Genomic DNA, 26,412 nt, shown 5'->3' on the forward strand with positions numbered 1-26,412 from the left:
GCATTTTGGCGCACAAGTGTACGCCAACATCACAGAGCGGCGACAGTATCAATTTGTTCCATACCGTAAGCCGGCTTTGCCTCCACCACATAACGCAACGTGCCGGAAGCGTCCAGGCTGTCAAACGGGTAACAGGTGATCAATACCAGGGTATCCCGGGCCAGAGACCGTGTATCCAGGGACTCCCGGGAACTGTCCACCACCCGGGTGGCTGTCACCTGATAACGTCGCCACTGCCGGTCCATGCCCTGCAGCCTGACCGCATCGCCCGGTTCCAGATGCTGTAGATGCCGAAAGTGGGTGTCACGGTGGCCCGCGAGCACCACCGGCGCACCGGGGCCTTCACTACCGGGCACCCGCCCCGGACCAAAAGCCAGACTTTCACCATGAACGCCCTCCAGCACGATCATGGACACGCCTTGTTCCGGTATATCCAGCTTCGCCACTGGCCAGGTATCGGCCCAGGGCCAGGGCCTTGCCTCGCTCTGTCGGGCCTGGCTCTCGGCCCAGGCCAGCTCCAGCATTTCCTGGGCCACCAGTGCCTTGAACGGAATCCACAAACCAAAGACCAGCAGGGTGGCGGAACAACCCACCAACAATAGCAACGCACGGCTCATAGCGACTGCCTCCGGCTGAGCATGACAATGGCCAGCGAGAACATCAGCCCCACCAGCCCCAGGGCGGTCAGCAACGGACCGAAGGTGGCAGTTTGCGGGTAACGCAGCATTCCGGGCTGGCTGCCGGCCGGCAGCAAGGTGGGCACGGCCTCCTGATTGAGGGATTCTGCCTCTGGCCGAGATACGCGCTCCTCAATGGCAACGAAACTGGTGAACGGCGACATCACACCGTGGCTCAGTGATAACTCAACGATGGCCGCTTCATCGGGCCCAGTGCCCGCCAGGCGCGCGCTGTCCATCACTGCATCGATGCGCCCCCGGGCCCACTGTCGGTCCAGGCCCTTGCCCGGCGCAGCACTGGCAAGATCCAGGCTGGTGCGCCACGGCCGGCCACCGGGCAAACGGCCGGAGACCGTCACTTCCCCTTCGGCCGGCGCACCACGAACCACCTGCACCAGAGGCTGACCATGGAACAGATCCCCCGGCTTGGCCGGCACCGGTTGTGCAGCGTTATCCGGCCATTGCACCTCGACATCCGTCATCACCGGCGCTTCCATGGCGGCAAACAGCTTACCCAGGGCTTTATCCACTTCCGCTGCGCTGTGTACCGCGGTGTACTGGCCCCGGCCCCAGCGCGCGGCTTCCCGGAGAAAATGCATATTTGGTGCAGAACCGATGGCGACGGTAAACAGCCGGCGGTTTCCAAGCCCGGTGCGGATCTGATCGAACAGTGCCGATTCATTGCCGACGGCCCCGTCCGTCATGAACACCATCTGCTGCACATGGCCGGACGGCTCCGAGCTGTTCATTCCCATCGCCAGTGACAGCGCACCGGCCATTTCTGTGCCACCGTCGGCATTCAGATCCTGCACATAATCCCGCGCCCGGGCCAGATAGTGGCCATTGGCAGGCACAGGTTGCGTATAAAGGGCATGGGCCTGGCTGTTGAACTGGATAACATTGAAACGGTCACCGGGGCGCAGGGTGTCGAGCCCCCTCAACAAAGCCGAGCGGGCCTGGCGGATAGACTCCCCGGCCATGGAGCCGGAGGTGTCGATAACGAACAGCAGCTCTCGGCGAAGAACCTGGCCGGTGGTTGCCGGCGGCATGACCATGGCCATCAGAAAATCCTCGCCTTGCCATTGCTGACGGAACAACGCGGCCGTCGGCGCTTGGTTGTCAGCGGGCCGCCAGCGCACAATTACATCCCGGTCCATCAGGATTTGCCCTTGTTCCGGCGCTACTGTTGCACGACTACCCTCCAACTTGACCTGCAGCGGGTGGCTGGGGCTGGTCACCTCATCAACAGGCAATCCGGCTTCGATATCCAACTGAATGGTTGCGCGGTGACTGCCGGGGTTTACGTCATCAGGAAGCACCGTGAACGGACTGATTTCATCGGCATCGGCTACTTGTGTGGTCGGTAATGACCAGCCGGATTGCCATGCACTGGCGGGCGTGGAAACAGGGGCGCCCGGCATGTACCGGGGTGTAAGCGTGGTAGGCAAACGCAACTCGAATTCGCCATGACGATAATTTACCGGTTGCTGATATTGCACCTCCACGGTCACTTCCTCGCCCGGTGCGATGTTGGCAATCCGGCTGGTGAACAGGTTAGGCCGGTTCTGCTCCACGGTCGCCGCTTTCTGCCCAGCCTGCTTCGCCTTTTCATAGTTCTGGCGGGCCTGGGCCCGGGGTTGTAGCTGGCCCACAATCCGCCTTTCGCCAACGGTCATGGTGAGGCCATAGACACTGGCCTGCTCCGGTAACGGAAATACAAACAGGCCTTCCTGCCAGACATCGCTGGTGTTGCGAAAGGTACGGGTCAGGTGCGTCTGCGCCAGCAACCCGGTCACCTGCACGTCAAACCGGCTGTCCAGTACCAGGGCCGGTTCCTGCCATGCACTTTTGCGATCAACCAGATACAGCTGCCCGGGCTGCTCGGATTCCATGGCGCGGGCCTCGGCATACAACGGATGCACAAACAACATCAACACCATGGCCAGCCAGAGGCTGATGCCCTCGGCGCAGCGGATCATGTTTCGTCTGGCCCGGGTCGACAGCAACGGTTTTAAGGAGGGACGGTGACATTCCGGCCGAACGACCGGGTGAGCAAGCAGCGATAGCAGCATCATTTGATTTTCCTTGTCTTGATAGTGATGCCACTATTTCAGCTCAGCCACGGGGCAACCCGATGGCAGAAACAGGCAGGCCGACGATGAAAAATGATGAATTATGGCAATGGCTTCTACATCGCTTGTGTGCCATGGTCAGCGTGATTTAATGGCACTGCGATTTCGTCAACAAGGCAGACTGAACCGACCATGAAGAAGCACATCGTCCTGATTGAGGATGAAGCCGGCATCCGCGACAACTATCGCGCGGCCTTCGAACGCCGGGGTTACCGGGTATCCACCTATGGCGACCGGCCGGCGGCCTGGCAGGTGCTGCGCCAAAGCCTGCCAGATCTGGCCATTATCGATGTCGGGCTGGGCGAGGAAGCCGAGGGGGGCTTTACCTTGTGTCAGGATCTGCGCAGCCTGTCCGCCACCCTGCCGATTATTTTCCTGACGGCACGCGACAGCGACATCGATTCCGTACACGGCCTTAGGCTGGGCGCCGACGATTACGTCACCAAAGACATGAGTCTGGAACACCTGCTGGCGCGCATCACCGCCCTGCTTCGGCGCGCGGAAGCCTGGGCCGAAGCGCTGCAGAAACCCGATGACATCCTCACGCGGGGCAAGCTGACCCTGAATGTGGACCGGATGACGGTGGCCTGGCAGGGCCAGCCTGTGGACCTGACCGTAACTGAATTCTGGATGTTGCATGCCCTGGTTCAGCACCCGGGCCATGTACGCAGCCGCGAGCAGCTGATGGAAGCCGCCAGCACCGTGCTCGATGACAATACCGTGACGTCCCACATCAAGCGCATCCGTCGCAAATTCAGCCAGCTCGATGACCAGTTCGACGGCATTCAGACCGCCTATGGCATGGGCTACCGCTGGAATGCCCGTGAGGTCTGAGTCTTGAGCCTGAAACGACAGTTGCTGCTGGCCAGTTTGCTGATGCTGCTGATTCCCTGGGCAGGGCTACGCTTTGTGCTGGAACTGGACAGTGCCCTGCGCCAACAGGCCCTGCAGCAGCTTCAGGCCCAGGGCGCCCGTCTGGCAGACGTGGCCGGCGACCGGCTGCTGGATACCCCGGTCGCCACCGACCAGGGCGCCATCTACGCAGGCAGCACCGACCAGGCCATCACCATTGATGGCTACGGCCATGAGTGGCCCGGATTCGACGAGGGTGACCAGCCTGCCCCCTGGCAAACCGCCGGCACAACGTCCCCGTTACGCTGGCAGGCCAGTCACGATGACCAGTTCCTGTATTTGCTGATCCAGCGACTGGATCAGGGCCTGGCGCTCTATAATCCCGCCCGACCAGACCAGGCCCATGAACGCCTCGAATTATGGCTTCAGGCCCCGGCCCGGGAACTGGGCACCCACAACCAGGGGCAACGCTGGTTTATCCGTGCGGTGGCCCCTGGTGACGTACCGGTGTACCGGGCTGAGCCGGCACAAGCCAGAGATCACCGGCTACAGGCCAGTTGGCAAGACAAAGGCGCAAGCTGGGAACTGGAACTTAAACTCCCCTTGCCATCACCAGGCAGCCGGCTTGGCTTTCAGGCCACCAGGGAAGGTCAGCCAAACAATGACGCGGGCACAACACTGGAACCACCACCGATGCTGGTGCAACAGGACAACCGTCTGGAGCACCTGCTGAAGAGTCAGATCAGCCCCGGGCAGCAGGCCACAGTACTGGAACCGGGGTCCTGGATACTGGCCCACAGTCGGGTCGCTGCGCCAGCCCCAGCCTCGGTGTTTGATGACTTGTCCCCCGGGCAGATTCTGGAACAGATCAGCCTCAACGCACTGAGTGGGCTGATTCGCCTGTATCAGCCGGAACCGATGCACTTGCCGAAGGAAAACAATCGCCAGGAGATGCCGCGGTTGCCCGACAACGGCCTGGTTCGGCACGACGATGGCTCGGTCTGGCTGGCCACGCGGCATGAGTTGTTCGGCGGCCGGATCCTGTTACTTGAGCAGTCCCTGGATCAGTTACTGACCCTGTCCGGTTCAACCCTGGGGAGCGTTCTGGCCCGGAGCCTGTTGATCATTCTGGCATTGATGCTGGTGCTTCTGGGTTATGCCAGCTGGCTCTCCTGGCGCATTACGCGGCTGCAGGCACTGGTTGAGGCCAGTGTCGACGACGATGGTCGCATTCTGGCCGCCATTCCCTCACCCCGAAGCCGGGACGAACTCGGGCAACTGCAGCAGCACTTTGCCCAAATGGTAGCCCGACTGCAAAACTACAATCAGTATCTGGAGAGCTTTTCCAGACGCCTCTCCCACGAGCTGAAAACCCCGGTCGCGGTGGTGCGTTCTTCCCTTGAGAACCTGGCCCAGGGAGTCGCCGAGAACGAACGGCAGCAATACCTTGAGCGTGCAGCTACCGCCACCGAACGCCTGCGACGTATCCTGCACAGCATGAGCGAAGCCGCCCGGCTGGAGCAGAGCTTTGAGGACACCGAAAAAGAGCCGTTCGATCTGGCCCGGGTGCTGGCTGAAGCCACCTCCGCGTACCAGCAGTTGGATACCGGGCATCGAATCGTTTATTCAGGCCCGGCTTCTGACTGTGCGATGAACGGCTCGCCGGAAATGCTGGTGCAGATGCTCGACAAGCTGGTGGATAATGCCCGGGATTTCACGCCAGAAGGCGGCGGCATTGATGTTTGCCTGCACATTCACGATGGCCATTACCTGATCGAAGTGTTTAACGAAGGCTCCCGACTGCCTGACCATGACGGCGTCGATATTTTCGGCGCGTTCGTCTCGCAACGCAGCGGCGCCCACGACGGGCATCTTGGCCAGGGCTTGCTGATCGTGCGACTGATTGCCGACTACCATGGTGGCCGGGTAGAGGCCAGAAACCAGCACCAGAGTGGCATTGACGGGGTCTGCTTCCGGGTTATCATCCCCGCTACCGAGGCCAAAGCAAGGACATTACCGTGAGTGCCGACACCAGCAGCCTGGATTTTCACCCGCTTCGGGCGGATCTGTACCAGGAACTTCATTCCCGACCGTTCCAGATTATTCCGCCCCATGCCCGGGTCACCCAGATTGCGGTGATCACCACACCGGAACAGCGAACCCGGCAGTTTGAACATCTCCAGAAACTGCACCGGCTGCTGGGTGAACCCTGGCCGGAGCAAGAGGTAAGCTGCTACGAACAGAGCTTCGGCAAGCTTCGGATACGGCGTGAAGTGCATATGGAGTTTACCTCCTACACCTTCATCAATCTGGCCGATTCAGACGCGGATCCGTTTGCCGAAACCGGCCTGAGCCTGTTGCCGGACGGCTGGCTGGCGCAGCTGGAGGGTACCGTGGTGGGGGCCTTTCACGTTGAGGTGCGCGCCTCCTCAGAGGACGCACGCAGCGAGCTGGCCTTTATGCGCAAACATTTTGAAGGTATGCGCCTGGTGGGTAGCAGCCCGCAGGAAGGGGCAGCCCGGGTACTCGGCTCATTCCAGTTGCACAGCGACAATTTCGGGCGGTTCATGGTGCTGAACCACCATATGTCCAACAGCCAGCTTGGTCGCCTGGTTCAGCGTTTGATGGAAATCGAGACCTATCGACTGATGTCGTTGCTGGCCTTACCCGTGGCCCGGGAAATCACTCCTTCCCTGAACGACATGGATCAGCAGCTTGCCCGCATCACTCAGTCCCTGGCGGACAACGAGAGCCTGGATGAACAGCAGATTCTGGCCGAACTGACCAACATCGCAGCCCGAATCGAAGCCTACCGTGCCCATACCACCTTCCGGTTCTCGGCAACCCGGGCCTATCACCGGCTGGTACTGACCCGACTGGAGGAACTACGAGAAGACGAAGTCTCCGGCCACCTGACCATCACGGAATTCATGACCCGGCGCCTGACCCCGGCGGTAAAAACCTGCGAAGCCGTCAACGAACGCCTGGAAGATCTGTCACGCCGGGTCGACCGGGCCTCTGAAATGATGCGCACCCGGGTGGAGCTGGCCATCCAGAGCCAGAACCAGCAACTGCTCAGTTCCATGGACCGCCGTTCCCGCATTCAGCTGATGATGCAGCATACCGTGGAAGGCTTCTCTGTGGTGGCCATCTCCTATTACCTGATTGGCCTGTTGAAACTTGGGCTGGACGCCCTGAAGGGCACCGGGCTACCGATCAACGAGTCGCTGGTGACAGCCCTGGCCATACCGGTGGTGATGGTACTGGTGTTCATCGGCATCCGCATCATCCACCATCGTTTCATCCGCATGGCACGCCGGCAGTAGCGGTTCAGCAGAAGCGCGGGTCGCCTGCGAACTGGCGATAGAACTGCTGGGCAGTGCGGCCATTGCGCACGCCCTTGCCGGTAGCAAAACGCACCGCCTCCAGGTGCAGAGCTTCACGGTCCTGTACCTGGGAAAACAGCAGATCCACCGCCTGCAGATAGACATCCTGCGAAAACGGGTAGAACGACAACTGAAGACCGAACCTGTCGGCCAGCGACACCTGCTCCTCAATAGCCTCGGCCGGATGCAGTTCGCCATCCCGGACTTCGCTTTTGAGGTTGTCGCTCATGAACTCCGGCATCAAGTGGCGCCGATTAGACGTGGCATACACCCGCACATTCTCCGGCGGCAGCTCCAGTGAGCCTTCCAGCACGCTTTTCAATGCCTTGTAACCAGACTCCCCCACATCAAACGACAGGTCGTCACAATAGATGACAAACCGGAACGGCAGATCGCAGATGTCGTCGACAATTTCAGGCAGATTGACCAGGTCGTCCTTGTCCACCTCGATCATGCGCAAGCCCTGATCGCAATAGCGGTTCAGCAAGGCCTTGATCAGCGAAGATTTGCCCGTCCCCCGCGATCCCCAGAGCAGCGCATTATTGGAGGGCTCACCCGCCAGAAAACGTTCGGTGTTCCTTGCCAGTGCCTGCTTCTGGTGGTCGATGCCGGTCAGCGCCGGCCACTGCACCGGGTCCAGCCGGCGAATGGCCCGCAAGCCTGAACGATGCCTCCGCCAGACGGCGGCTGGTGTGTGTTGCCAATCAAACGCCTGTTCTGCCATGGGCTGCGGTTCCTCGTTGAAGATTTCACAAAGTCTGTATGAATTCTGGCCAGTTATGACTGTCAGAGGTTACGATTTGCAACTACACTGTAGCGGTAAGCAACATAGAAGGTTCATTTTGACATTCCCCACGTTTTCAACGCTACAGCGCCCGATCTTAGTCGTCTCCCGGCTATCTTTCATGGCTCTGCTATTGTTGTTGGTTGTTGCCGGGCTCGCCCGGGCAGAGTCCCCTGCGGACAGGCCTCCGGTGATTACCATCGGCGTAGTCGCCGATAACGAACCATACAGTTTTTTCGAGGGACGCACCCCAACGGGATTTTCCATTGACGTCCTGCGAGAAGTCGCTCGTAACGCCAACCTGACCTTCGATTTCCGGGCCGGCAGCTGGCCAGACATTTACGCAGCATTCCTGAGGGGCGATCTGGACGCCATTGATGGTATTTCCTGGCGCCCGGAGCGGGCTGAAAAGACCCTGTTTACCGAACCCTACCATTTTCGCGAAGTCTACCTGATGCGCGACAGCGCTCGTTACCTGCCCCCAATCCAGAATCTGAAGGACCTGGCAGGCCTGAAGATCGGGGTGGTGGAGAACATATACTACCTGGATCGGCTGCAGGAAGAAGACCTCACCATAGAGACCTACGACACCCTGCCCAGCCTGGTGCGGGCCCTGGCCTTTGGCTGGGTGGATGTAGCCGTTGGCCCACGCCTGACCATGGAGTACCTGGCCAACCAGGCCGGCTTCCGTTTTCTGGAGATGGCCGGGCCCGCACCTCTGAACCAGTTATCGCGGGAAGACTTTCGAATTGGCGTCAGAGTTGGCGACCAGCTACTTCTAGACCGTTTACAGGCCGGGCTGGATGCCATTCCGACAAACCGCCTGAGTAATCTGCGCGAACGCTGGCAGGAGTTCGGTGGCTATTCTTCGGAACAATCCGCCAGGCTGCCTTTAAGTTCCGAACAACTACGGTTCCTGGCCAGCCTCGGGCCGGTTCGAGTTGGTTTCATGGACGATTATGCTCCGTTCAGCTTTACCGATGGCGGCCGAACCCTGGGCCTGAGCGTGGACGTTATGGATCGTCTGGCCGACCTTACCGGCCTGCAGATTATTCCGGTACGCGGCCAGTGGGACGAGCTGATTCCAATGCTGCAGAACGGCGATATCGATATCATGGCAAACATGTCCTATCGCCCGGAACGGGAAGCCTTTGCCCGTTTCACCGAGCCTATCACACTATCCCCAATGTCATATTTACCCGCAGTGACAGCCTGAACTACACCCGGCTGGAAGACCTGAGAAACTACCGCCTGGCCATCGGTGCCGGCATCTATTACGAAGAGGCCGTCAAAGCGATTCTGGGCACAAAAAATCTGCTCACCTTCAGCACCCAGGAGCCTATGTTCCACGCCTTGGCGAAGGGCGACGTGGATGTAGTGATCAATGCCCTGCATTCGGGCAATTACTGGATACATGAACTTGGCATCAGCGGCGTGCGTATTGCCGGCGAACTGGTACTTCCCGGTTTTACCGGAGAGGATCTGCGCTTCGGCATCCGACCGACCCTGTCGCCCCTGGCGGATATCCTGAACCAGGCTCTGGCGTCGATCTCACCCACCGAGCAGAGAACCATCGAAACCCGCTAGCTCGGCGCCACGGCCCGCCGGGCTGACCAGTCAGGTGGCCGAATTGAGTGGAATGAAACGGAAGCCGACTAGCTGCAACAGCATAATCGCAGAGTCCGTATTTGTGTCGATCCAGACTGGAGCCCGCTGGAAGCCGTCGAGAATGGCCAGCATGTTGGACTCTCAGCCCAGGTACTGGAGCTGTTCCGGGAACGGGGTGACCTCAATTTCCAACTGGTGCCAACCGACAGCTGGCGGGAATCCATTGACGCCGCCCGCGACCGCCGCTGTGACATGTTCCCTATGGCTATGGAAACCCCGGAACGCACCAGCTATATGAGCTTCACCACACCCTACCTTGAAGTGCCTAATGTCATCATGGGGCGCATTGAGGCACCGTTTATCGAACGGCTGAGTGATATGGGCGACAGGCCCGTTGGCGTGGTCGACGGCTACGCGTTTGCCGAGCTCCTCAAGCAACGTTACCCCTCGCTGCAGCTCGTTCCGGTTGGCTCCGAGCAAGAAGGGTTACGGCAGTTGCAAAACGGCAAACTGGCCGGCTACATCACCACGCTGGCGACCGCCAGTTATTACATGCAGTCACTCGGCCTGGCCGACCTGAAAGTGATCGGCCGGGTTCCTGCCGACTGGTCTCTGGCCATTGCTACTCGAAATGACGAGCCTATACTGCACAACATCATGCAGCGGCTGGTTTCCAGCCTCACTCGAGAGGAGAGGGAAAACCTGGAGAGTACCTGGCGTAATCTCCGGATTGAGGAACGGGTTGATTACACCCGTTTCTGGCAGATTCTGATTGCCGGCCTTGTGATAACGGCTCTGCTGGTGTACTGGAATCGCAAGCTCGGCCGCCTGAACCGGGAGCTGGCCGAGGCCAACGAAGCATTATCACGGCTGAGCGTAACCGACAATCTCACTCAACTGGGTAATCGCAGCTATTTCGACCGCGAGTTTCCCCGCAGCTTCCAGTGGTGCCAGCGCCATAAAACCGGATTCGCGGTGGCCATGGTGGATGCCGACCACTTCAAGAAAATCAACGACACCTGGGGCCATGAAGCCGGTGACCAGTGCCTTCAGGCACTGGCTGATGTGATGCGGGAGCACTTCCGCCGGGAAACCGACCGGTTGTCGCGTTTTGGTGGTGAGGAATTCATAATTTTCACCAGTTACGAAGACGCATCCGATATCATGGACCGACTGGAACGTTTCCGGACAGCGGTTGCCAACCGGCAGTGCGATACCTGCCAGGGTAGCCCGATCGAGCTGACGGTCAGTATTGGCCTCGCCTATGGCGTGCCCGAGCCGACCGGCTCACCGGCAGAGTATCTGAGGCAGGCCGATCAGGCGCTCTACGCCGCCAAGGGCAATGGTCGAAACCGCCTGGAAGCAAGACAGACCGGACGCAAGACATAAGGAACAGGAGCAGAACATGGCACGTATCTATAACGACAATTCCCTTTCCATCGGCAACACACCGCTGGTGAAGCTGAACCGGGTAAACGATGGCGCAACGATCTGGGCCAAGATCGAAGGCCGGAACCCGGCATACTCGGTCAAATGCCGGATTGGTTCCGCCATGATCTGGGATGCCGAAAAACGCGGTACCCTGAAACCCGGCATGACTATTGTCGAGCCCACCAGTGGTAACACTGGCATTGCCCTGGCCTATGTTGCCGCTGCCCGCGGTTACAAGCTGATTCTTACCATGCCGGCCTCCATGAGCCTGGAGCGGCGTAAGGTTCTCAAGGCCCTGGGAGCCGAACTGGTACTCACCGAACCCGCCAAGGGTATGCCGGGCGCCATCGCCAAGGCCGAGGAGATTTTTGCCTCCGACCCGGACAACCACTTCCTGCCGCAGCAATTCCAGAATCCCGCTAACCCGAAGATTCACGAGGACACCACCGGCCCGGAAATCTGGGACGATACCGACGGTGAAGTGGATATCTTTGTTGCCGGCGTTGGTACCGGCGGCACGCTGACCGGCGTATCTCGATACATCAAGCAAACCCGGGGCAAAGCGATTACCACCGTGGCGGTGGAGCCGGCGGATTCACCGGTCATTGCCCAGACACTGCGGGGCGACGAGATTAAACCCTCCCCCCACAAGATTCAGGGTCTCGGGGCCGGCTTTGTACCCAAGAACCTCGACCTTGACCTGGTCGATCAGGTAGAGGCCGTGTCCAACGAGGACGCCATGGCCATGGCCCATCGCCTGATGCGGGAAGAAGGCATTCTGTGCGGCATTTCCTGCGGCGCTGCGGTGGTGGCCGCGATTCGGGTCAGCAAACAGCCGGAACACCAGGGCAAAAACATTGTGGTGGTATTGCCGGATTCGGCCGAGCGTTACCTCTCGTCGGCCCTGTTTGCCGATACCTTTGGCGAGCTTGAGAACCAGCAGTAATTCTCACCGTGCCTGAAAACAAAAAAGCGCAGCCTCTAAGGGCTGCGCTTTTTTTAACGACTGACGTCAGTGTCAGAACTGGAATTTCAGACCAACCCGACCGGTATCGAAATCCGGACCGTCGTTGGTTACCTGGCCGTTGAAGTCGTCTTCATCGATGTCCACATTGTAGCGGTTGTACTCAGCAAACGCCGTCAGCTGTTCGGTTACCCGGAAGTCGACACCGGCACCGACAAAAGGATTCACCTCATCGTAGGTTTCGTCCTCATCGAAGGCTTCAACATCAAACGCGGAAGCAAACGCACCGGCCTTGGCATAAACGCCAAAGCTGTCGGTCAGTGGCAGGCGACCGATGGCACTCAGGCCCGCGCCTTTAAGCTTACCTTCCACGTCATCATCGCCGAAATTGCCAAAATCGATGTATTCGGCTTCAAGGGCAAAGAATTCGTTGAACTGATAGCCCAGAGCCGCGCCAAGCAGATCGTTCTCGTCCTCGAATTCGCCACCGTGGGCCTTGTATCCCCCGTAACTACCACTGATGTACGGTCCTGACTTGTCGCGGCTGACATTATCCTGAGCCCAGACAGCAGGGGCAGTGAAGACGGCAGCAGTCAGAACAGTTGCACACGCAAATCCAGCTTTGTAGCTCATAACGCGTTTTCCTCTGTGGTTGGGTTTTCCATTCGTCGAAACGATCAATCGGAAATCCTGTTTCCCGATTGCGTAAAACCAGCCTACAGAAGAATTCAGGGGTACCGGGTTAAAACCGGACTAAGATTTCTTCACATTCCTGTCATCTCGTTCCCGCAGATAACCGTCGGTAATCCGCGTCACGGCCGCTCCCGCCATCGCCACACTGCCATAACTCAGCCGGGAAATGCCGTGGTGCCATACCCGAACCACTCTCGCTCCGGGCCGGGTAACCGGCACAGCTTCCAGTATCCGAAAGCTTTCTTCGGCCACCGACAAATGAACCCGCTGCAGTTTCACCGCGCCGTGTTGCACCCCGTGAGCGAGCAGATCTACCAGGTCCAGCCACCAGTGCATGTCGCCATTACCCTTGTTCATACCAACCAGTCCTCCAGTTGCTGGCACACCGATGTATGGTGAGCCAGGCGGATATGATCCACACCCGGAAAATTCGCACAGCCCGCCAGCTGCCAGCCGGATTGGCCAGCGCCTTCAGCACTGGCCTGCTGCACCAAGGCGTCACCAAAGAGCAGGTTCGCAGGGTGTTGTTGACCGCGCAGGAGCAAGCCACTGATCACATAATGCCGGGCCTCCGGTAACAGTGGCTGAGGCTCCACACCGGGTTCCAGGACATCGCCCCGGGACAGGTTACGGATACCCTCGCTACGCAGGTCGATCACTTCACCAATCACCCTCAGATAGTCCCGGGATCTCCGGTTTAACCAGCCGGCCGCCCGGTGGGCACCAACCGCCAGCCAGGAGCCATCGTGTGGCGAACCGATGTACACGCAATCCGGGTTCCGTGTGACCCAGGAGTGCCCATTCACCAGACCATAGTGGCAGGCACTTCGAATCAGCAATCCGCCCATGCTGTGCCCGATCAGGATCAACCGCTGCACCGGAACGGGCCAGTTACTGACCAGGGATTCAAGCAGAGCCGCCAGCTCCTGACCGTTACGATAAATCGGCCGACCGGTGTTGAAACGCAGTTTCAGGGCGCTGGCATCGCCAAGCTGTTCCGCCAGGTAGCGCCCATAGTGGTAACCCGGTCGCGAGGGAAAATCCCATACCGACTCCAGTTCCATGAGGCCGTGGATCGACAGGCACAGGGTACGGCCGGGCGCCTCGGGTTCCGGTTTCTCTACCTGCAGCTCTGTATCTCCGGCAAATACGGACATAGGAACGGCAAGACCATTGCCACGATGCTCCAGCCAGTCGCCAAGAAAACCACTGGCGATGGCCGCTACCTGTTGCTGGATTCGCCCGGTTGAGACCTGAGGTGCCATCATCATTCTCCTGTTGATAACTCCAGTGTACGCCTGCCAGGGACAATGGCTATGGCGATAATCGGGCCAGAATACGGCTCACGGGCGAATGGCTGCCAACGCTTCGGCTCAAGGAAGTTTAATCTGCCGGCAAGGGCGACAGAGAGGGAATCCTGATACGCTTTCGAACCGTATTTGTCGTTTAACCGGGAAAATACAAGGAAGCATCTAATGCGATCTGCTGTTCTCTTACTCACTCTGACAAGCCTGATTTTCTCCGCGCTTCCGGCATCGGCCGAAAGCACAGAAGAGGCCACACCGGAACCCGAGGTTATGGGGTTCGTGGAATGGGTGGTAATGGGCGAAACCGGCATACGCCTGAAAGCCCGTCTCGACACCGGTGCCAAGACCTCCTCTCTGCATGCGGTCAATGTTGAACCGTTCGAGAAGGACAATGAAGAGTGGGTCCGGTTCCAACTTCCACTGGGCGACCACAAAGACCAGCCCAGTGAAGGGGATATTGATCACGAAGAAGTGATTCTCGAATTCGAACGGCCGGTATACCGGACCGTTCTGATCAAGCGCAAGGGCGCGCCGTCACAACGCCGATACGTGATAAAAATGGACTTCTGTATTGGCGGCAAAACCCATGAAACCCAGTTTTCACTGACGGATCGGGGCAAGTTCTCTTATCCGGTGCTGCTGGGCCGTCGCTTCATGCGCGATGACAACATCCTGATCGACTCAGGCCGCAGCTTTATCGTTGAAAACGAGTGTGAATACAGCACCCTCGAGGAACTCGCCGAGAGTAAGAAGGCGCTGGCAGGCTGAACTATTCGATACTCTCCGGTTCGTCATTACGAATTCTTAGAAAGCTGGCGAACCGGGGTAAGCCTGTAGCCGTGAGGCCGCGATAGCGGAACGTAACCCGGGCGCCAATAGCAGGCGGATTGTGCCGCTCCTCATCGGTAAACCCGGTGCCAAGCCGGAACCGGCGACCACTTTCCAGCTCTACCTCCAGTGCCCCCAATAATCCCTCATACTTGCCCTTGCCGGGAAGATGAGCAACCACTGTGGCTTCCGCATCCTGATGTTTTTTCACTTTGAGCAGGTCATCTGAACGGCCCGCCTGATACCAACTTTTGCGGCGTTTCAGCATCAGTCCCTCACCACCGGCCGCGACCGTTTGCTCAAGCCGGGCCATCAGCTCATCGTGGCTGGCAACTACCCGCTGTTCCACCAGTACCAGATAACGCGAATCTGCTGCGGTCACCAGCTGTTGCAAGCGTCTATAGCGTTGCTCAAAAGGCCGATCTGGCTCGGGCAAATCAAAGACGTAGAAGCGCACCTGACGCCATTCCTGGTCTACTGGCTGAACTTTGCGGACTACGCCAGATAGTTCCGCAAAACGGCCACGACCGCTCCAGAGTTCGCCATCCAGCGGTTGAGCGGGAAACTGACGGGTAAACCAGGCCGGTGCGCTATACCTGTACCCGCCCCGAGACCAGAGCGTCTCGCCATCCCAGAATACCCGGACACCGTCCAGCTTTTCACTGACCCAGTACTCTTCCAGATTGACCCCGGGATGGTAGACATTGGCGAGCGGAAGAGCCGGCGGCCGGCCACTGGCGTGCCCAAACGCTGAAAGGAAGATTGATACAACAATAAAACTGAATGCCAGAGGCATCGCCCTGACACGGGTGGTATTGCAGAGTGGCATAGTCCTTTGCCCTGTTACGTCCCTGTTTACAGAATTCCGATATTGCGGCTCTTAAGCCGTTACATACTTCAGCAGCTCTACCACCTGTTCCGGCGTTTGAGCCCATGCCATGGCGGCGGCGTCCACTTCTTTGAGCGGATGCACAATGTCTTCGTCATGCAGGGTAATGTATGGCGTGCCCATGGCCGCACAATAACCGGCGTCGAAGGCCGCGTTCCACTGCTTGTACTTGTCACCAAAGCGGATGACCGCCAGATCACACTGCTCAAGCAGGGTTTTGGTGCGGATGGCGTTTACCTTGGACGACTGGTGGTCACGCCAGAAATTGTTCTCCGGCTTGCCCAGGAAGTCACCTGCGGCATCACTGGATTCGTGATCGGTATTGGCAGACGTGAACTCTACCGGCAGGCCCGCCGCCTCGGCACCCGCAGCAATCTGCTCGCGCCAGTCGGTGTGGATTTCGCCGGAGAGGTATACGGTCCAGATCATGTTGGGCTCCTTACGCCAGTTTAAAGCCGGCCAGTCTAACCTACAGGCCGGCTTTAATGTAGGCATCAGACAGGTGTTACAGCTCCAGCTAACGGCGCCCTTTCGGGTTCATCATGCAGTTGGCGTAATAGGTGGTCGTGGCCGGCCAGTCCGAGAATACACCAATGACGCCCACCTCCCGAGCCAGCACATCAATCACATTCATGACATCGCCGTCGTTATTGATGGCATCCGAAACTGTCTGGTAATACCAGCCACCGCCATTTGCCAGGGGACCACTACGCTCCACGGTCCAGGCGATCAGATCAAGACCAGCCATGCGGGCATTGCGGGCATACTCAGACGGTTCAATCTCGCCATAACTATCCAGCGCCAGCATTTTCCAGAGCGCTGGCGCCAGAATGTTCACGCCCCGGGACTTCAGGCTTTCCATGTGCGCCAGAGACTCTGTATCCGGCGTGATCGGCGACTGATCCAGAAACACTGCCTGTTCACCAAAGCGCGGCATTTCATTCACCCAGAAGAGTACGTCGTCCAGATTAAACGATTGCGGCCACACATCTTTCGGGTTAATGCCAGCGTCGATGTAATCCTGAATCATCTGACGGGCGTAGTCCCGCTGGCTGTACTCGCCCTCAAACGGCATATCGACCACTGGCGTTTTAAGCTCCGGTGTGAACTTGGCGCCCAGTGACTTGAACAGCTCTATACTCTCGCGGTGGGTCATCAAGGTGCCCCGGCTGGCATACAGATCGGTGCGCCAGTCAGCAGTGCCGCCGACATACTCTTCCGGTGTGGTCGCCATCGGATCGTAGGCGTCCATCTTACCCTCGAGGGTCTTGAACTCCGCCAGGGTGATGTCACTGGTCCGGCATTCAGCCTTGGCCGGAGTGCCGGATGCCGGATCAGCAGGGACGAACGGCTGGGTACACTTCGCGTTCAATTCCGGAATGGTGACAATGTTGGTGGTGGTGTGCAGATCATTCTGGGCGTGGCGACACACCAGCTCGCGATCCTTGGTGAAAGCAACATCACACTCCAGAATGCCAGCGCCCATCCTGGCGGCGGCGATGTAGGACTCCCGGGTATGTTCCGGGAACTGCAGGGGCGCTCCCCGGTGGCCAATCGAGAAGTCCGTAGCCTGGAAGTTGCGCACGTCACAGCTCTTGAGACGTTCCTTGAGCGGGCCGTCATCCATATCCTCAACCAACCAGTACGGCCTCGCGCCCACCTGAACCGATGGCTTGCCCTGATACTTGTACCAACCTTTATGCCCCTGGTGATCGTGCCATGCCTTTTCCAGCCCAGGCGGCATCCACTGACGTTCATCATGCCAGCCCGGTGTGGCATTGGCGGCTCCGGCCATCAGAGTACTCAACACCACACTTGCGATAACGCGTAACTTCATAACCTGCTCCTTGTGAAATGAATGATACTGCAGCGTCAGTGTTCACAAGAGCCATGACCACCGCATGACGTTTTTTTGACCAGCCGATCAACTTCTCTTCATATGCAGACTTTTCCTACAAGGATCTGACTGATCTTCCTACACACTATTTACGACATTCCGGTACATTCGGCCGCCCCAAGAACCCATCTGGAGTATCGAATGGACGCCCCGGCAATCTCACGGACAGAGAAAATGCTCTCTGCTGTTCTGAATAATCTGAAAAAATATCTGTTGGCCATCGCAAGCTCGCTGTTCGCGGTCTTCCTGGCCATGTCTTCCTTCTTTACCACGGAGCTGGGCTACACCTATGTGGTTCAGGACACCCTGTTTGGCACCATCCGCGTGTTCACCGAGCCCGGCCTGCACTTCAAAGTGCCGTTCTTCTCAAACGTTTATACCTACAATCAGGCCATGACCCTGAGTTTCGGTAACCAGGAGAGCGGTGAAAAGATCAAATCCACCCGCCAGCTGGGCGAAGTGGAAGTGCAGTTCGCTGACACCTACACCGCCCGGATTCCGGCCACTTTCCGGTTCCGACTGTCAGCAGATCCCGAAAAGATTGTGGCTATGCATCGTGAGTTCCGCAGCTACGACAACCTGATCGATTCCCTGCTGATCAAGAACGCCAAAAACGTGACCGTAGTGACCGCCACCCAGTACACCGGCGAAGAGTTCTTCCAGGGTGGTCTGAACAAGTTCAAGGTTCAACTGGAAGACCAGTTGCAGAATGGCCTTTACGAAACCGAGCGACAGCAGGTGGAAGTGGAGCAGACCGACCTGGCTGCCGTATCTTCAACCAATGACGACGGCGACCGGCTGGAGCGGAAAGTGCAGCTGGTCTGGAAGAACATCATCCTGCAGGACAGCGCCGGCCAAGCCAAGCGCATTGCCAACCCGCTGGATGCTTATGGCATTCAGGTACGCCAGGTGACCATTGGTCGTCCGCTGCCCGAGAAGCGACTGGATGAGCTGCTGGTGAAAAAGAAGGACCTGGTCGCCAAGCGGATTACCGCGATCCAGGCCCAGGAAACCGCCCGCGCCGAAGCCAAAACCGCGCAGCTGGAAAAAGAGATCGAGAAGGCCCGGGCCATCCAGGACGCCCAGCGCAGCAAAGAACTGGCCATTATTTCCAAGCAGAAAGAAGTGGAAATGGAGCGTCAGCAGGCAGAACTGGAAACCGTCCGCAAAGAGAAAGAAAAGGCCGTAGCCGTGCTGGAGAAACAGAAGCAGCTGGAAATCTCGGTTGCTGAGAGAGACATCCAGAAAGCCAATGCCGAAGCCGCCACCTACGCTGCAAAAGCCATTCGTGAGCAAGGCCTGGCGGAAGCCGAAGTCGCCAAGGCACACCTGCTGGCCAAACAGGCCGCCCGGGATATCTATATGGCCGAAATCCAGCGCGATATCGCCCAGGTAATGTACCCGGCCCTGAAGGACGTAACCATCGACATGCCGGACTACTATGTCGGAGCCGACGCAGGCGCCAGCCCGGTCAGTAGCCTGGAAGTATTTACCAGTCTTGGCGCTATGGAGCAGTTGCGCCGGTCTTCAGGACAGACCATCCCTCAGTAAAGCCAACGCATTGATACCGGGGTGGGCGATCCAGACATTCGCCCCCGGTATCAATGTGGTCAACCGGCCAGCAAACGCTCCTGCAGCTCCCGGATCACTCGCAACACACGGCTCATGTCACTCTGGGTTTTCAGATCCAGGTCCAGCTTGCCATCCATGGTTTTCACCAGCGGCACAATGGATTCTTCAAAGATCCGGGCGAAGGCCATCAGCGCGTCGCCCACCTGGGGCGGGCTGTCCAGGTTGACGGTGACAGCGGGATTCAGCTGTACCGATTGCAGGCCTTCGGTGAGGCCGGTTTCGAGGGAACGGGACAGCTGGCTCAGAGCTTTATCCAGATCGGGTTCCGGGTGTTTTCCGCTGTCCAGTCCGGCAACCAGCTGTTGCCCCAGTTGCTGCAGATGTTCCGAGATCAGCCCCAGTTGGCGAACCACTTTCACCCCGGTTTCCTCGTCGCCACCGGCTTGCTGACGGCGGCGGTATTCTTCACAGATGGCCTGCCAGCGTGCCGCTTCTTCGTCGTTCATGGTGCCGCGCATCTGCTTGAGCTTGAGCAGGTTTTCTTCGGCGCCGTAGGTCAGCAGCTGAGCCTCGCCCTGGTAGTGGTCATCAATCAGGGCTTCCAGTTCCTGGTCACTCATCACCGGCGACAGCTTTTCCGCCAGCTTGTTCATGTTCCGGTAGCTGCCCTGCAGCTTGAAGGTGGGCTCGGTGCGGTAAGCTTCTGCCTGGGCGCTGGAGGCAATGTAAGCCTGATTGACGCGCAACACGGTTTCCCGCACCCGGATCATTTTCTTCAACAGGGCAACGATTTCATCGCGCTCGGCGGCGCTGTAGTCGTGTTCAAAGTCCGAATCCGCCACCGTTTTGCCTTCGGCCAGATCGGCGAACCGGTAAAAGTCCGCCATGCCCCGGGTGGCCAGCGGTGCCAGCACCCGGTTGGAGCTCAGGCTGTTCTCGATGTAGGACAGCGCAAAGGCATGCTCCATGCCCGAGAGCACGTCACCCAGGTTATAGATGTCGGCCCGGTTGGCGAGCATGTCGGGGACCTTGAAGACTTCGCCGCTCTCGGTGTAGGGGTTACCCGCCATCACCACACAGAAACGTTTGCCACGCATGTCGTAGGTGCGGGTCTTGCCGCGCCACACCCCTTCAATGCGGCGCGTGCCGTCACACAGGGAGATAAACTTCTGCAGGAACTCGGGGTGGGTGTGCTGGATATCGTCCAGATACAACATCACGTTGTTGCCCATCTCCAGCGCCAGGTTGAGCTTGATCAGCTCCGCTTCGGCGGTGGAATGGGGCGCCTTCTCCGGATCCAGCGACATCACGTCGTGACCCAGGCTCGGGCAGTTGATCTTCATGAAGATCAGACCCAGGCGGTTGGCCACGTATTCCATCAGCGTGGTTTTACCGTAGCCCGGCGGCGAGATCATCATCAGCAGCCCGGACTGGTCGGTGCGGCGGTCTTCACCCGCCGTGCCCATCTGCTTGGCCAGGTTATCGCCAATGATCGGCAGGTAACTCTCGCTGATCAGCTTGTTACGTACGAACGACGACAATGGGCGGGGCCGGAACTCGTCCAGCCGTAACTGGCCACGCCATTTCTCCAGTACCTGCTGCCGCACCTCCTGCAACTGCTGCCAGCCAGGAATGATCTCCTGCTGGTGATATCGCAGACGCTCGTCAAATTCATCCAGTTGCAGACTGAGCGTGCGCTCTTCAATGCGAGGGTGTTGGCCCAGCAGACCCTCAATCTGGAACGCCAGTTCGACACTGCGAACCGAGGTTTTCACCGTTTCGCCCACGTTCAGTACGACCACGGCCTCCGGAAGATAGTGCAGCAGATGCTGCTGATCCGTCTTGGCCATCCAGGCTTTCAACCAGTGGCTGGTGATGCTCCAGCGAGCAGCCGGCTGATCGGTCACGACCTCCAGTGCCTGCTGATACTGGGCAAACTGGTTATCCCGTTTAAGTGCCTCGACAAAGCCGGTTGCCAGATCCCCGGCATAGCGAGTGATATCGAAGGCTTCGGATTCTTCCGCCAGCTGCCGTACCAGGTACTGCGCTGCGGAATGCACCAGGCTGCGGCCATCGCTGCCCGGCCCGGCCAGGCTCAATTGTTGTTCTCCCACAAAGTTTGCGAGCTGCGGTTCCAGTTCCTGTTGCAGGGATTCCAGCAGCTCATCGGACTGCATCATGCGGCTGAGGATGCCGGCAGACAGGCACCGGGAACGCAGTTGCTGGCCCGCGCTCTGTTGCTGGCTTAACCCGGCCCAGAACAGCATGGCCAGTGCCCGCGCCCTGGGGCTGAAACGGAGCAACCCGGCGTTCTGAATCGCCGGCCACAGCGTACTGACAATCAGCGCTGCGTCGTGATCATGGATGCCTTTTTCGTAGCCCTCCCGGTATCGGGGCGAGGCGAACTTGCGGATGTAACCGGTCAGTTCATCCAGATCCGCGACGTTAACCGGCAGGTCTCCGGCCTTGCGGAACTCATCGATTACCAGTGCCGACAGATACTCCGCCCGGTACACCCGGTCGGATTCCGAAGGCTGGCTCATGTTCCAGTAGCCCCGGAGGCGGTCCAGCTCGGGCTCCTCCAGGCGCTCGTAATACTGGGTTCCGGTCAGGTGCAGCAGCACATGATCGTCCCGGGGAATCAGGGTCAGATCCAGCTCCCGCTGGTTAACGCTGAACTTGTGCTTGCCCAGCCGGATAACGGCACCGCCATCCTCAAAGATATCGGCCTTGTCCCGAACGCTGCGCAGAGCCGTGTCCTGAGCCGCTTTGAGCTGGCCCAGGCAATCGTCCGCTTCCATGGCGGCGCCCAGCTCCCGTAACTCTCCGGCCATACTGCGCAACCGGCTAACCATGGCATCAGAGGCGAAGAAGGCATGCAGCTCTTCAGGGCTGCTGAAACGTTCGGTACGGCGGCCCAGGTTCTTGAGAATACGGGCAGCGGCATCGGTGAGCGTGGTTACCCGGCGCTGTTGCTGATCCTGGAGCTGCTGGCGCCGTGCCTCGATGCTCTCGTGGGCGTTCTCGCGCTGCTCCAGAATGGCCGCCAGGAACTCGTCATATTCGCCAAACTGGCTTTCCAGCTCCTGCAGCTGATCCAGCATCCGGGTCATCAGACCATCGCATTCGCGCACATCCGACAGCGCGCTGACGCCGTTCGCCAGGCTCTGCTCAAACAGCCGGATACGAGCCGCAAACTGGGCCCGGGCTTCCGCACTGCCCTGCTCTTTCAGCCGGATTTCCGCTTCGGAACGCTGCTGGTTGATGGTCGCGTAGATGCCCGAGATGTTATCGGTGATCGCCGTTTCCAGCGCGGCATCGTCACCGCCCATGGACGCCAGCATGCCCTGGATCATGTCCAGGCCTTCGGTCAATTCCCGATAGCGATCGACAATCTTCTTCAGGGCATCCCGGCTGTCGGCCTCGGCCAGCGCAGTCTGCAACTCGGTCAGGGTCTGGCGGTAGCCATCCAGCGCCTCCGGCGACGCCAGGAAACGGAAGGTGCGCTCGGTCAGCCGGTCCTCAGCCTCGGCCAGCTCCTCTTCAAGAGTGTCGATACGGGCTTTGTCGGCGTAACGCCGATCATTGAGGGTTCGCACCCGGCCGCGATGATCGCGCAAACGTGCCAGGTAACTGACAAACTGATCCGGTGCTTTCCAGCTATCCGGTTTCAGGTCCCGCATCAACGCGCCCTGGTCCTGAGCGACCTCGGTAATGGCAGCTTCAGTCTGGGCGCGAATGCTCTGGACTTTCTCATACTCATCCAGCACCAGCTCTGCGGTGCTTCGGATGGTGCTGAGCTGTTGGTTTAACCCGGCAAACAGGGCTTCTTCCTGGCGCGCTGACAGCCAGAAAAACTGATCCAGAATACGGTCCACGGTACGAATCAGGTTGGTGAAATGCCGCTCACTGGCGCTGGCGCCCTCCACCAGGGTAACCACCGTATTCAGCTCGGCAATTCCCCGCACCAGCTCGGGATTGCCAATGCGCGCCAGCTCGGAATCGTTGGCGACGTTCGCCGCAGCGTGGAAACTTTCAGAAGTGAACGGCGTTTCCCACACCTGCAACGGGTGCACCAGCGTAGGTTCCTTGTCGGCATTGAAAATCACCAAATGCCCGTTTTCGAACAGGGCGTAACCGTGGCCAATCAGTGGCACATCCGCCTGTTTGCGAATCAGGTTGTAGCGGAACAGGATCACCTGACCGGTGCGCTGTTCGAAGAAGACATACAGCATGTCTTCGCCGTTGGGGGCCCGCAAGGTACGCTTGAGCCGGAAATCCCCGTCGGGAATCTGGAAGGTTTTCAGCTCGCCGGTACTCAGGTAATAACCCGACGGAAAAATCAGGCCGTGATTGTCCGGTAGCGACGCGACGGAACCGGCCATGGCGTCAACCCGCTCGATCTTGCGCTCGGTGCGGTTGAACAGGTAGTAGCGCCAGTGTTCTTCGTTAAACGGCAGAATCCGCACCAGCAGAATCTCGCCCAGATCGGCAAAATCGAAGCTGGCGTCGTCCAGTGACTGGGAATCGGACTCCACCGGGTCCGAGTAGATGCCTTCGCCGGTGGAGGTGTTGTTCTCCACCTTGAAAGTAATGTTGCCCCGCAGGTTATCCACAAACAGGGTGTCGGCGATGTTCAGGTGCGGAGAGCGGCCCTGAACCTGGCTGTCGCGGCCCACGGTTTTCCAGGGAAAACTGAAACGTTCCGGGAAAGACAGATCGCGCTCGCCGCGATTATCAATGTAGCGGCTGACCTCACCATCGGGCTTCAGTTCCCAGCGAAACACCCGAAGATCATCAAGCTTGTCACCGATGCGGAACGCCATCAGCAACATGCCTTTGAGAATCACCAGTTGCGACAGCGTGGCGGTGTTGTAGTACTGCTGGAGTTCCCGGAAGTCGGTGGCGAAGCGTTCATCCTTGAGAAACGAACCCTCAATGGCCGCTTCGGTCATCTCGAACCCGCTGTCGCCGTCGTTCAGGTGGTACAGCCTGAACACATCTTCAATCACCAGCGTCTTGCGCAAGCCCAGCTGCAGATTGAAACCGAACAACAGCTTGTCGCCCAGACGCACCACATCCCGGGCGATGGCGTTGTTTTCGGTTCGCACCCGGGCCCGGCCCAGCACGTTCATGCCGGCACTGCCAAAGATCTCTTCGCGGGCCTGGTTCAGCCCGGACACCTGCTCACGCAGTTGGCCGCCCTGCTCTTTCAGCCGGCGCTTGATGGTTTCAAAGGCTGAACCTTCCTGAACAATGCTTTCGAGCTCGGTGCGATCCGTCGACATACCAAATCATCCTGAACCAAAGAGGGGAATGCGGTTAGGGGAAAGCACTCCCGGCACCTTGGGTCCGGTACCGGGAGCCATCGGCCTTATCAGGCCGTCTCGGAACTGCGGTTAGGCTTTTCACCTGCAACCCGGCCGGCAATGTTCGAGAGCGCCGCCTGCAGCGAGGGGGACTTGTCCAGCACGCCCTGAACACTCTTGCCGTAGCCAAGGCCCTGGGCAAACTTCTCGAAAATGCCGCCGTCGCCGCCGATCATTTCGAACTTGGCGTCTTTCAGGGCAGCAGCCATAACCCGGCCATTTTCCAGCATGCCAGCCTTCTGGGCGTCGATCTGGGCCATCACTTCCTTCTCATGAACTTCCAGGTTCATGCGGAACTCTTCAAAGTGACGGGATTCCTCAGACATGCCATCGTAGGCCTTGAGTTTCTCAACCAGACCAGCCGCTTCGGCCTTGGCCATGGCTTCGCGGGCTTCGGCTTTGGCGTGGCCCATGCGCTGCTCACCTTCGGCTTCGGCCAGAACCATAGCCTTACGGGCATCGGCCTTGGCAACACCCAGTTTCTCTTCACCCATGGCTTCGGTTTCCAGACGCTGCTCAAGCACCCGAACCTCGGCCATGCCGGCTTCTTCATCGGCCTTGGCGGTAACCGATTTGACCTCGGCGCGGGCCAGACCATCAGCCCGGATAGCAGACGCCTGAGCTTCCTTGACCTGCGCTTCGGCAAGGCCATCGGCCGCGGCCATAGCCTGGCGACCACGGGCCAGTTTCTCATCAGCCACCGATTTCTTCTCAGCTGCATCCATTTCCGCCTGGGCGGTGACCCGAATCTGCTCGGCTTCCAGCTTGGAGCGCTCAAACGCCGCCTCGGCCGCTTTTACATCTTTCAGCTTCAGTTCTTCGGCATCGGCTTCAGCCGCCACCACTTTCTTCACCTTCAGGCGGTCTGCTTCGGAGCGGTTGCGAACATCCTTGATGTTCTCTTCCTCTTCCGCCACGTTGCGCTCAACGGCAATACGCTGGCTGGTGATATCGGCAATTTCCTTGCGTTCTTCTTCCAGCGCCTTTTCCATGCCAATGCGCTCGATTTCCACCGCCCGCTCACGGTTAACATCCTCGAGCTCCCGGGCCTGGCGAATACGCACTTCTTCAATCTGCACCGCACGCTCGCGGGCTTTCATGGCCATTTCAATCTGGCGTTGCTTGTTTTCGTCCGCAATCGCCAGTTCTTCATCCGTCTTGATGCGAGCGGCTTCGGCACGGGCCCGCTCCTGCTCACGCACCTGCTCGGTTTCCGAAGTCTCACGGGCCTGCAGGGTTTCAATTTCCCGGCGCTGGCGCGCTTCGGCTTCGGCCTGGCTGCGTTCCAGTTCCAGCGACGCTTCCCGGGCCGACACATTCTTGCGCTGGATTTCCAGCTCCTGGTCCCGCTCCAGACGGTTGGTTTCCACGTTGTGGAGGGCAGTAATTTCGGTAATCCGCTTGATGCCCTCGGAATCCAGGATGTTGTTCGGATCCAGCGAGGTCTTCGGCGTCTGCTCCAGGTAGTCGATGGCCACGTCTTCCAGCACGTAACCGTTCAGGTCTTCCCCGATGGTCTCGACGATGGAATCGCGGAAGCGCTGACGCTCCTCAAACAGCTGCATGAACTCGAGCTTCTTGCCAACGGTCTTCAGCGCTTCACTGAATTTGGCATTGAACAACTCGTTCACGGCATCCCGGTCTGAGGCACGGCCCACACCCACCGATTTGGCCACGCGCAGAACGTCTTCCTGGGTTTCATTCACCCGCAGGTAGAAGGCAACGGTAATGTCGGCCCGCAGGTTGTCCTTACAGATCAGCCCTTCCTTGCCGGTACGGTTAAGCTCCAGGGTAATGACCGAGATTTTCATGGTCTCGGCGCGGTGGATAACCGGCAGCACCATGGCCCCGGTGAAATACACCTTGGGCGTGGGCGACAGGTCGTTCACGATCAGGGCCTGGCCCTGGTCCACCTTGCGGTAAAACGCCTTGAACAGGGCCAGTATGCCCAGTATCAGCAGAACCAGGACCCCGACGGTCATGATTGCTGGCATCATCCAAGATAAGTCCATTTAGTCATTCT

At 58.9% G+C, this 26,412-nt stretch carries 20 protein-coding genes; 9 read left to right on the forward strand and 11 right to left on the reverse strand.

The genetic code is table 11. The features are described 5' to 3' along the window. Positions 1-29: 29 nt before the first annotated feature. Positions 30-617 (reverse strand): class GN sortase, encoded by a 588-nt coding sequence (locus tag Q675_RS36175; RefSeq protein ID WP_023012123.1) that lies wholly within the window; start codon positions 615-617, stop codon positions 30-32. Then, on the reverse strand, positions 614-2,752 hold the full coding sequence (locus tag Q675_RS36180; protein WP_023012124.1) for a marine proteobacterial sortase target protein: 2,139 nt from the start codon (positions 2,750-2,752) through the stop codon (positions 614-616). Before Q675_RS36180 ends, Q675_RS36175 begins: the two co-directional genes overlap by 4 nt. Before the next feature lie 189 nt (positions 2,753-2,941). Here Q675_RS36180 and pdsR point away from each other — a divergent pair, with 189 nt between their 5' ends. From pdsR to Q675_RS36195, 3 genes are read left to right on the forward strand one after another with little or no spacing between them, the layout of a single operon-like run. Then, the gene (gene pdsR / locus Q675_RS36185; RefSeq protein ID WP_011787092.1) at positions 2,942-3,643 is read left to right on the forward strand and encodes a proteobacterial dedicated sortase system response regulator; all 702 of its coding nucleotides are present in this window, start codon (positions 2,942-2,944) and stop codon (positions 3,641-3,643) included. A gap of 3 nt (positions 3,644-3,646) precedes the next feature. Continuing rightward, a complete protein-coding gene (pdsS, locus tag Q675_RS36190; RefSeq protein ID WP_023012125.1) occupies positions 3,647-5,683 on the forward strand; it encodes a proteobacterial dedicated sortase system histidine kinase in 2,037 nt (678 codons plus the stop codon). Next, complete coding sequence (locus tag Q675_RS36195; RefSeq protein ID WP_022993258.1) at positions 5,680-6,987, forward strand: DUF3422 family protein; 1,308 nt, start codon at positions 5,680-5,682, stop codon at positions 6,985-6,987. Before pdsS ends, Q675_RS36195 begins: the two co-directional genes overlap by 4 nt. Before the next feature lie 4 nt (positions 6,988-6,991). Here Q675_RS36195 and Q675_RS36200 read toward each other — a convergent pair whose 3' ends face one another. Then, a complete protein-coding gene (locus tag Q675_RS36200; RefSeq protein WP_023012126.1) occupies positions 6,992-7,771 on the reverse strand; it encodes an ATP-binding protein in 780 nt (259 codons plus the stop codon). 181 nt (positions 7,772-7,952) lie between these two features. Here Q675_RS36200 and Q675_RS38490 point away from each other — a divergent pair, with 181 nt between their 5' ends. The 4 genes from Q675_RS38490 (at position 7,953) to cysK (ending at position 11,816) form a co-directional block, all read left to right on the forward strand. After that, positions 7,953-9,047, forward strand: a complete 1,095-nt coding sequence (locus Q675_RS38490; protein ID WP_023012127.1) for a transporter substrate-binding domain-containing protein — start codon at positions 7,953-7,955, stop codon at positions 9,045-9,047. A gap of 125 nt (positions 9,048-9,172) precedes the next feature. Next, positions 9,173-9,418: a transporter substrate-binding domain-containing protein gene (locus tag Q675_RS38680; protein WP_023012128.1), complete on the forward strand. Its 246-nt coding sequence runs from the start codon at positions 9,173-9,175 to the stop codon at positions 9,416-9,418. A 126-nt stretch (positions 9,419-9,544) separates the two neighbouring features. Beyond that, positions 9,545-10,828 (forward strand): diguanylate cyclase, encoded by a 1,284-nt coding sequence (locus tag Q675_RS38495; protein WP_264673088.1) that lies wholly within the window; start codon positions 9,545-9,547, stop codon positions 10,826-10,828. Between the two features lie 16 nt (positions 10,829-10,844). After that, on the forward strand, positions 10,845-11,816 hold the full coding sequence (gene cysK, locus Q675_RS36210; protein WP_022993261.1) for a cysteine synthase A: 972 nt from the start codon (positions 10,845-10,847) through the stop codon (positions 11,814-11,816). Between the two features lie 72 nt (positions 11,817-11,888). Here cysK and Q675_RS36215 read toward each other — a convergent pair whose 3' ends face one another. The 3 genes from Q675_RS36215 to Q675_RS36225 all read right to left on the reverse strand — a co-directional run bounded on the left by Q675_RS36215 (position 11,889) and on the right by Q675_RS36225 (position 13,792). Beyond that, positions 11,889-12,467 (reverse strand): outer membrane beta-barrel protein, encoded by a 579-nt coding sequence (locus tag Q675_RS36215; protein ID WP_011787098.1) that lies wholly within the window; start codon positions 12,465-12,467, stop codon positions 11,889-11,891. A gap of 120 nt (positions 12,468-12,587) precedes the next feature. Beyond that, positions 12,588-12,884, reverse strand: coding sequence for a hypothetical protein (locus Q675_RS36220; RefSeq protein WP_014422941.1), 297 nt, complete (start codon positions 12,882-12,884; stop codon positions 12,588-12,590). Then, on the reverse strand, positions 12,881-13,792 hold the full coding sequence (locus Q675_RS36225) for an esterase/lipase family protein (protein ID WP_022993262.1): 912 nt from the start codon (positions 13,790-13,792) through the stop codon (positions 12,881-12,883). The genes Q675_RS36220 and Q675_RS36225 overlap by 4 nt, the downstream gene beginning before the upstream one ends. A gap of 210 nt (positions 13,793-14,002) precedes the next feature. Between Q675_RS36225 and Q675_RS36230 the strand changes: the two genes are divergently transcribed. Then, positions 14,003-14,602, forward strand: a complete 600-nt coding sequence (locus tag Q675_RS36230; RefSeq protein ID WP_011787101.1) for an ATP-dependent zinc protease — start codon at positions 14,003-14,005, stop codon at positions 14,600-14,602. Between the two features lies 1 nt (position 14,603). Here Q675_RS36230 and Q675_RS36235 read toward each other — a convergent pair whose 3' ends face one another. The 3 genes from Q675_RS36235 to Q675_RS36245 all read right to left on the reverse strand — a co-directional run bounded on the left by Q675_RS36235 (position 14,604) and on the right by Q675_RS36245 (position 17,388). Further along, positions 14,604-15,491, reverse strand: a complete 888-nt coding sequence (locus tag Q675_RS36235; protein ID WP_031211824.1) for a DNA ligase — start codon at positions 15,489-15,491, stop codon at positions 14,604-14,606. Positions 15,492-15,542: 51 nt separating this feature from the next. Further along, positions 15,543-15,980 carry a YtoQ family protein gene (locus Q675_RS36240; RefSeq protein ID WP_014422944.1) on the reverse strand — a complete coding sequence of 146 codons (438 nt, stop codon included), beginning with the start codon at positions 15,978-15,980 and terminating at the stop codon, positions 15,543-15,545. A gap of 88 nt (positions 15,981-16,068) precedes the next feature. Further along, positions 16,069-17,388, reverse strand: a complete 1,320-nt coding sequence (locus Q675_RS36245; protein WP_022993264.1) for a glycerophosphodiester phosphodiesterase family protein — start codon at positions 17,386-17,388, stop codon at positions 16,069-16,071. A gap of 201 nt (positions 17,389-17,589) precedes the next feature. Here Q675_RS36245 and Q675_RS36250 point away from each other — a divergent pair, with 201 nt between their 5' ends. Next, complete coding sequence (locus Q675_RS36250) at positions 17,590-18,999, forward strand: SPFH domain-containing protein (RefSeq protein WP_022993265.1); 1,410 nt, start codon at positions 17,590-17,592, stop codon at positions 18,997-18,999. A 59-nt stretch (positions 19,000-19,058) separates the two neighbouring features. On the opposite strand, the gene Q675_RS36255 is transcribed toward Q675_RS36250, so the two are convergent. Both Q675_RS36255 and Q675_RS36260 read right to left on the reverse strand, forming a co-directional pair. Next, positions 19,059-24,308 (reverse strand): DNA repair ATPase, encoded by a 5,250-nt coding sequence (locus Q675_RS36255; RefSeq protein ID WP_023012131.1) that lies wholly within the window; start codon positions 24,306-24,308, stop codon positions 19,059-19,061. Between the two features lie 89 nt (positions 24,309-24,397). After that, the gene (locus Q675_RS36260; RefSeq protein WP_011787107.1) at positions 24,398-26,401 is read right to left on the reverse strand and encodes a hypothetical protein; all 2,004 of its coding nucleotides are present in this window, start codon (positions 26,399-26,401) and stop codon (positions 24,398-24,400) included. Positions 26,402-26,412: the final 11 nt, after the last annotated feature.

Origin of the sequence: Marinobacter sp. EN3 (assembly GCF_000475315.1) — a bacterium.
In the GTDB taxonomy this organism is placed as follows: domain Bacteria; phylum Pseudomonadota; class Gammaproteobacteria; order Pseudomonadales; family Oleiphilaceae; genus Marinobacter; species Marinobacter nauticus.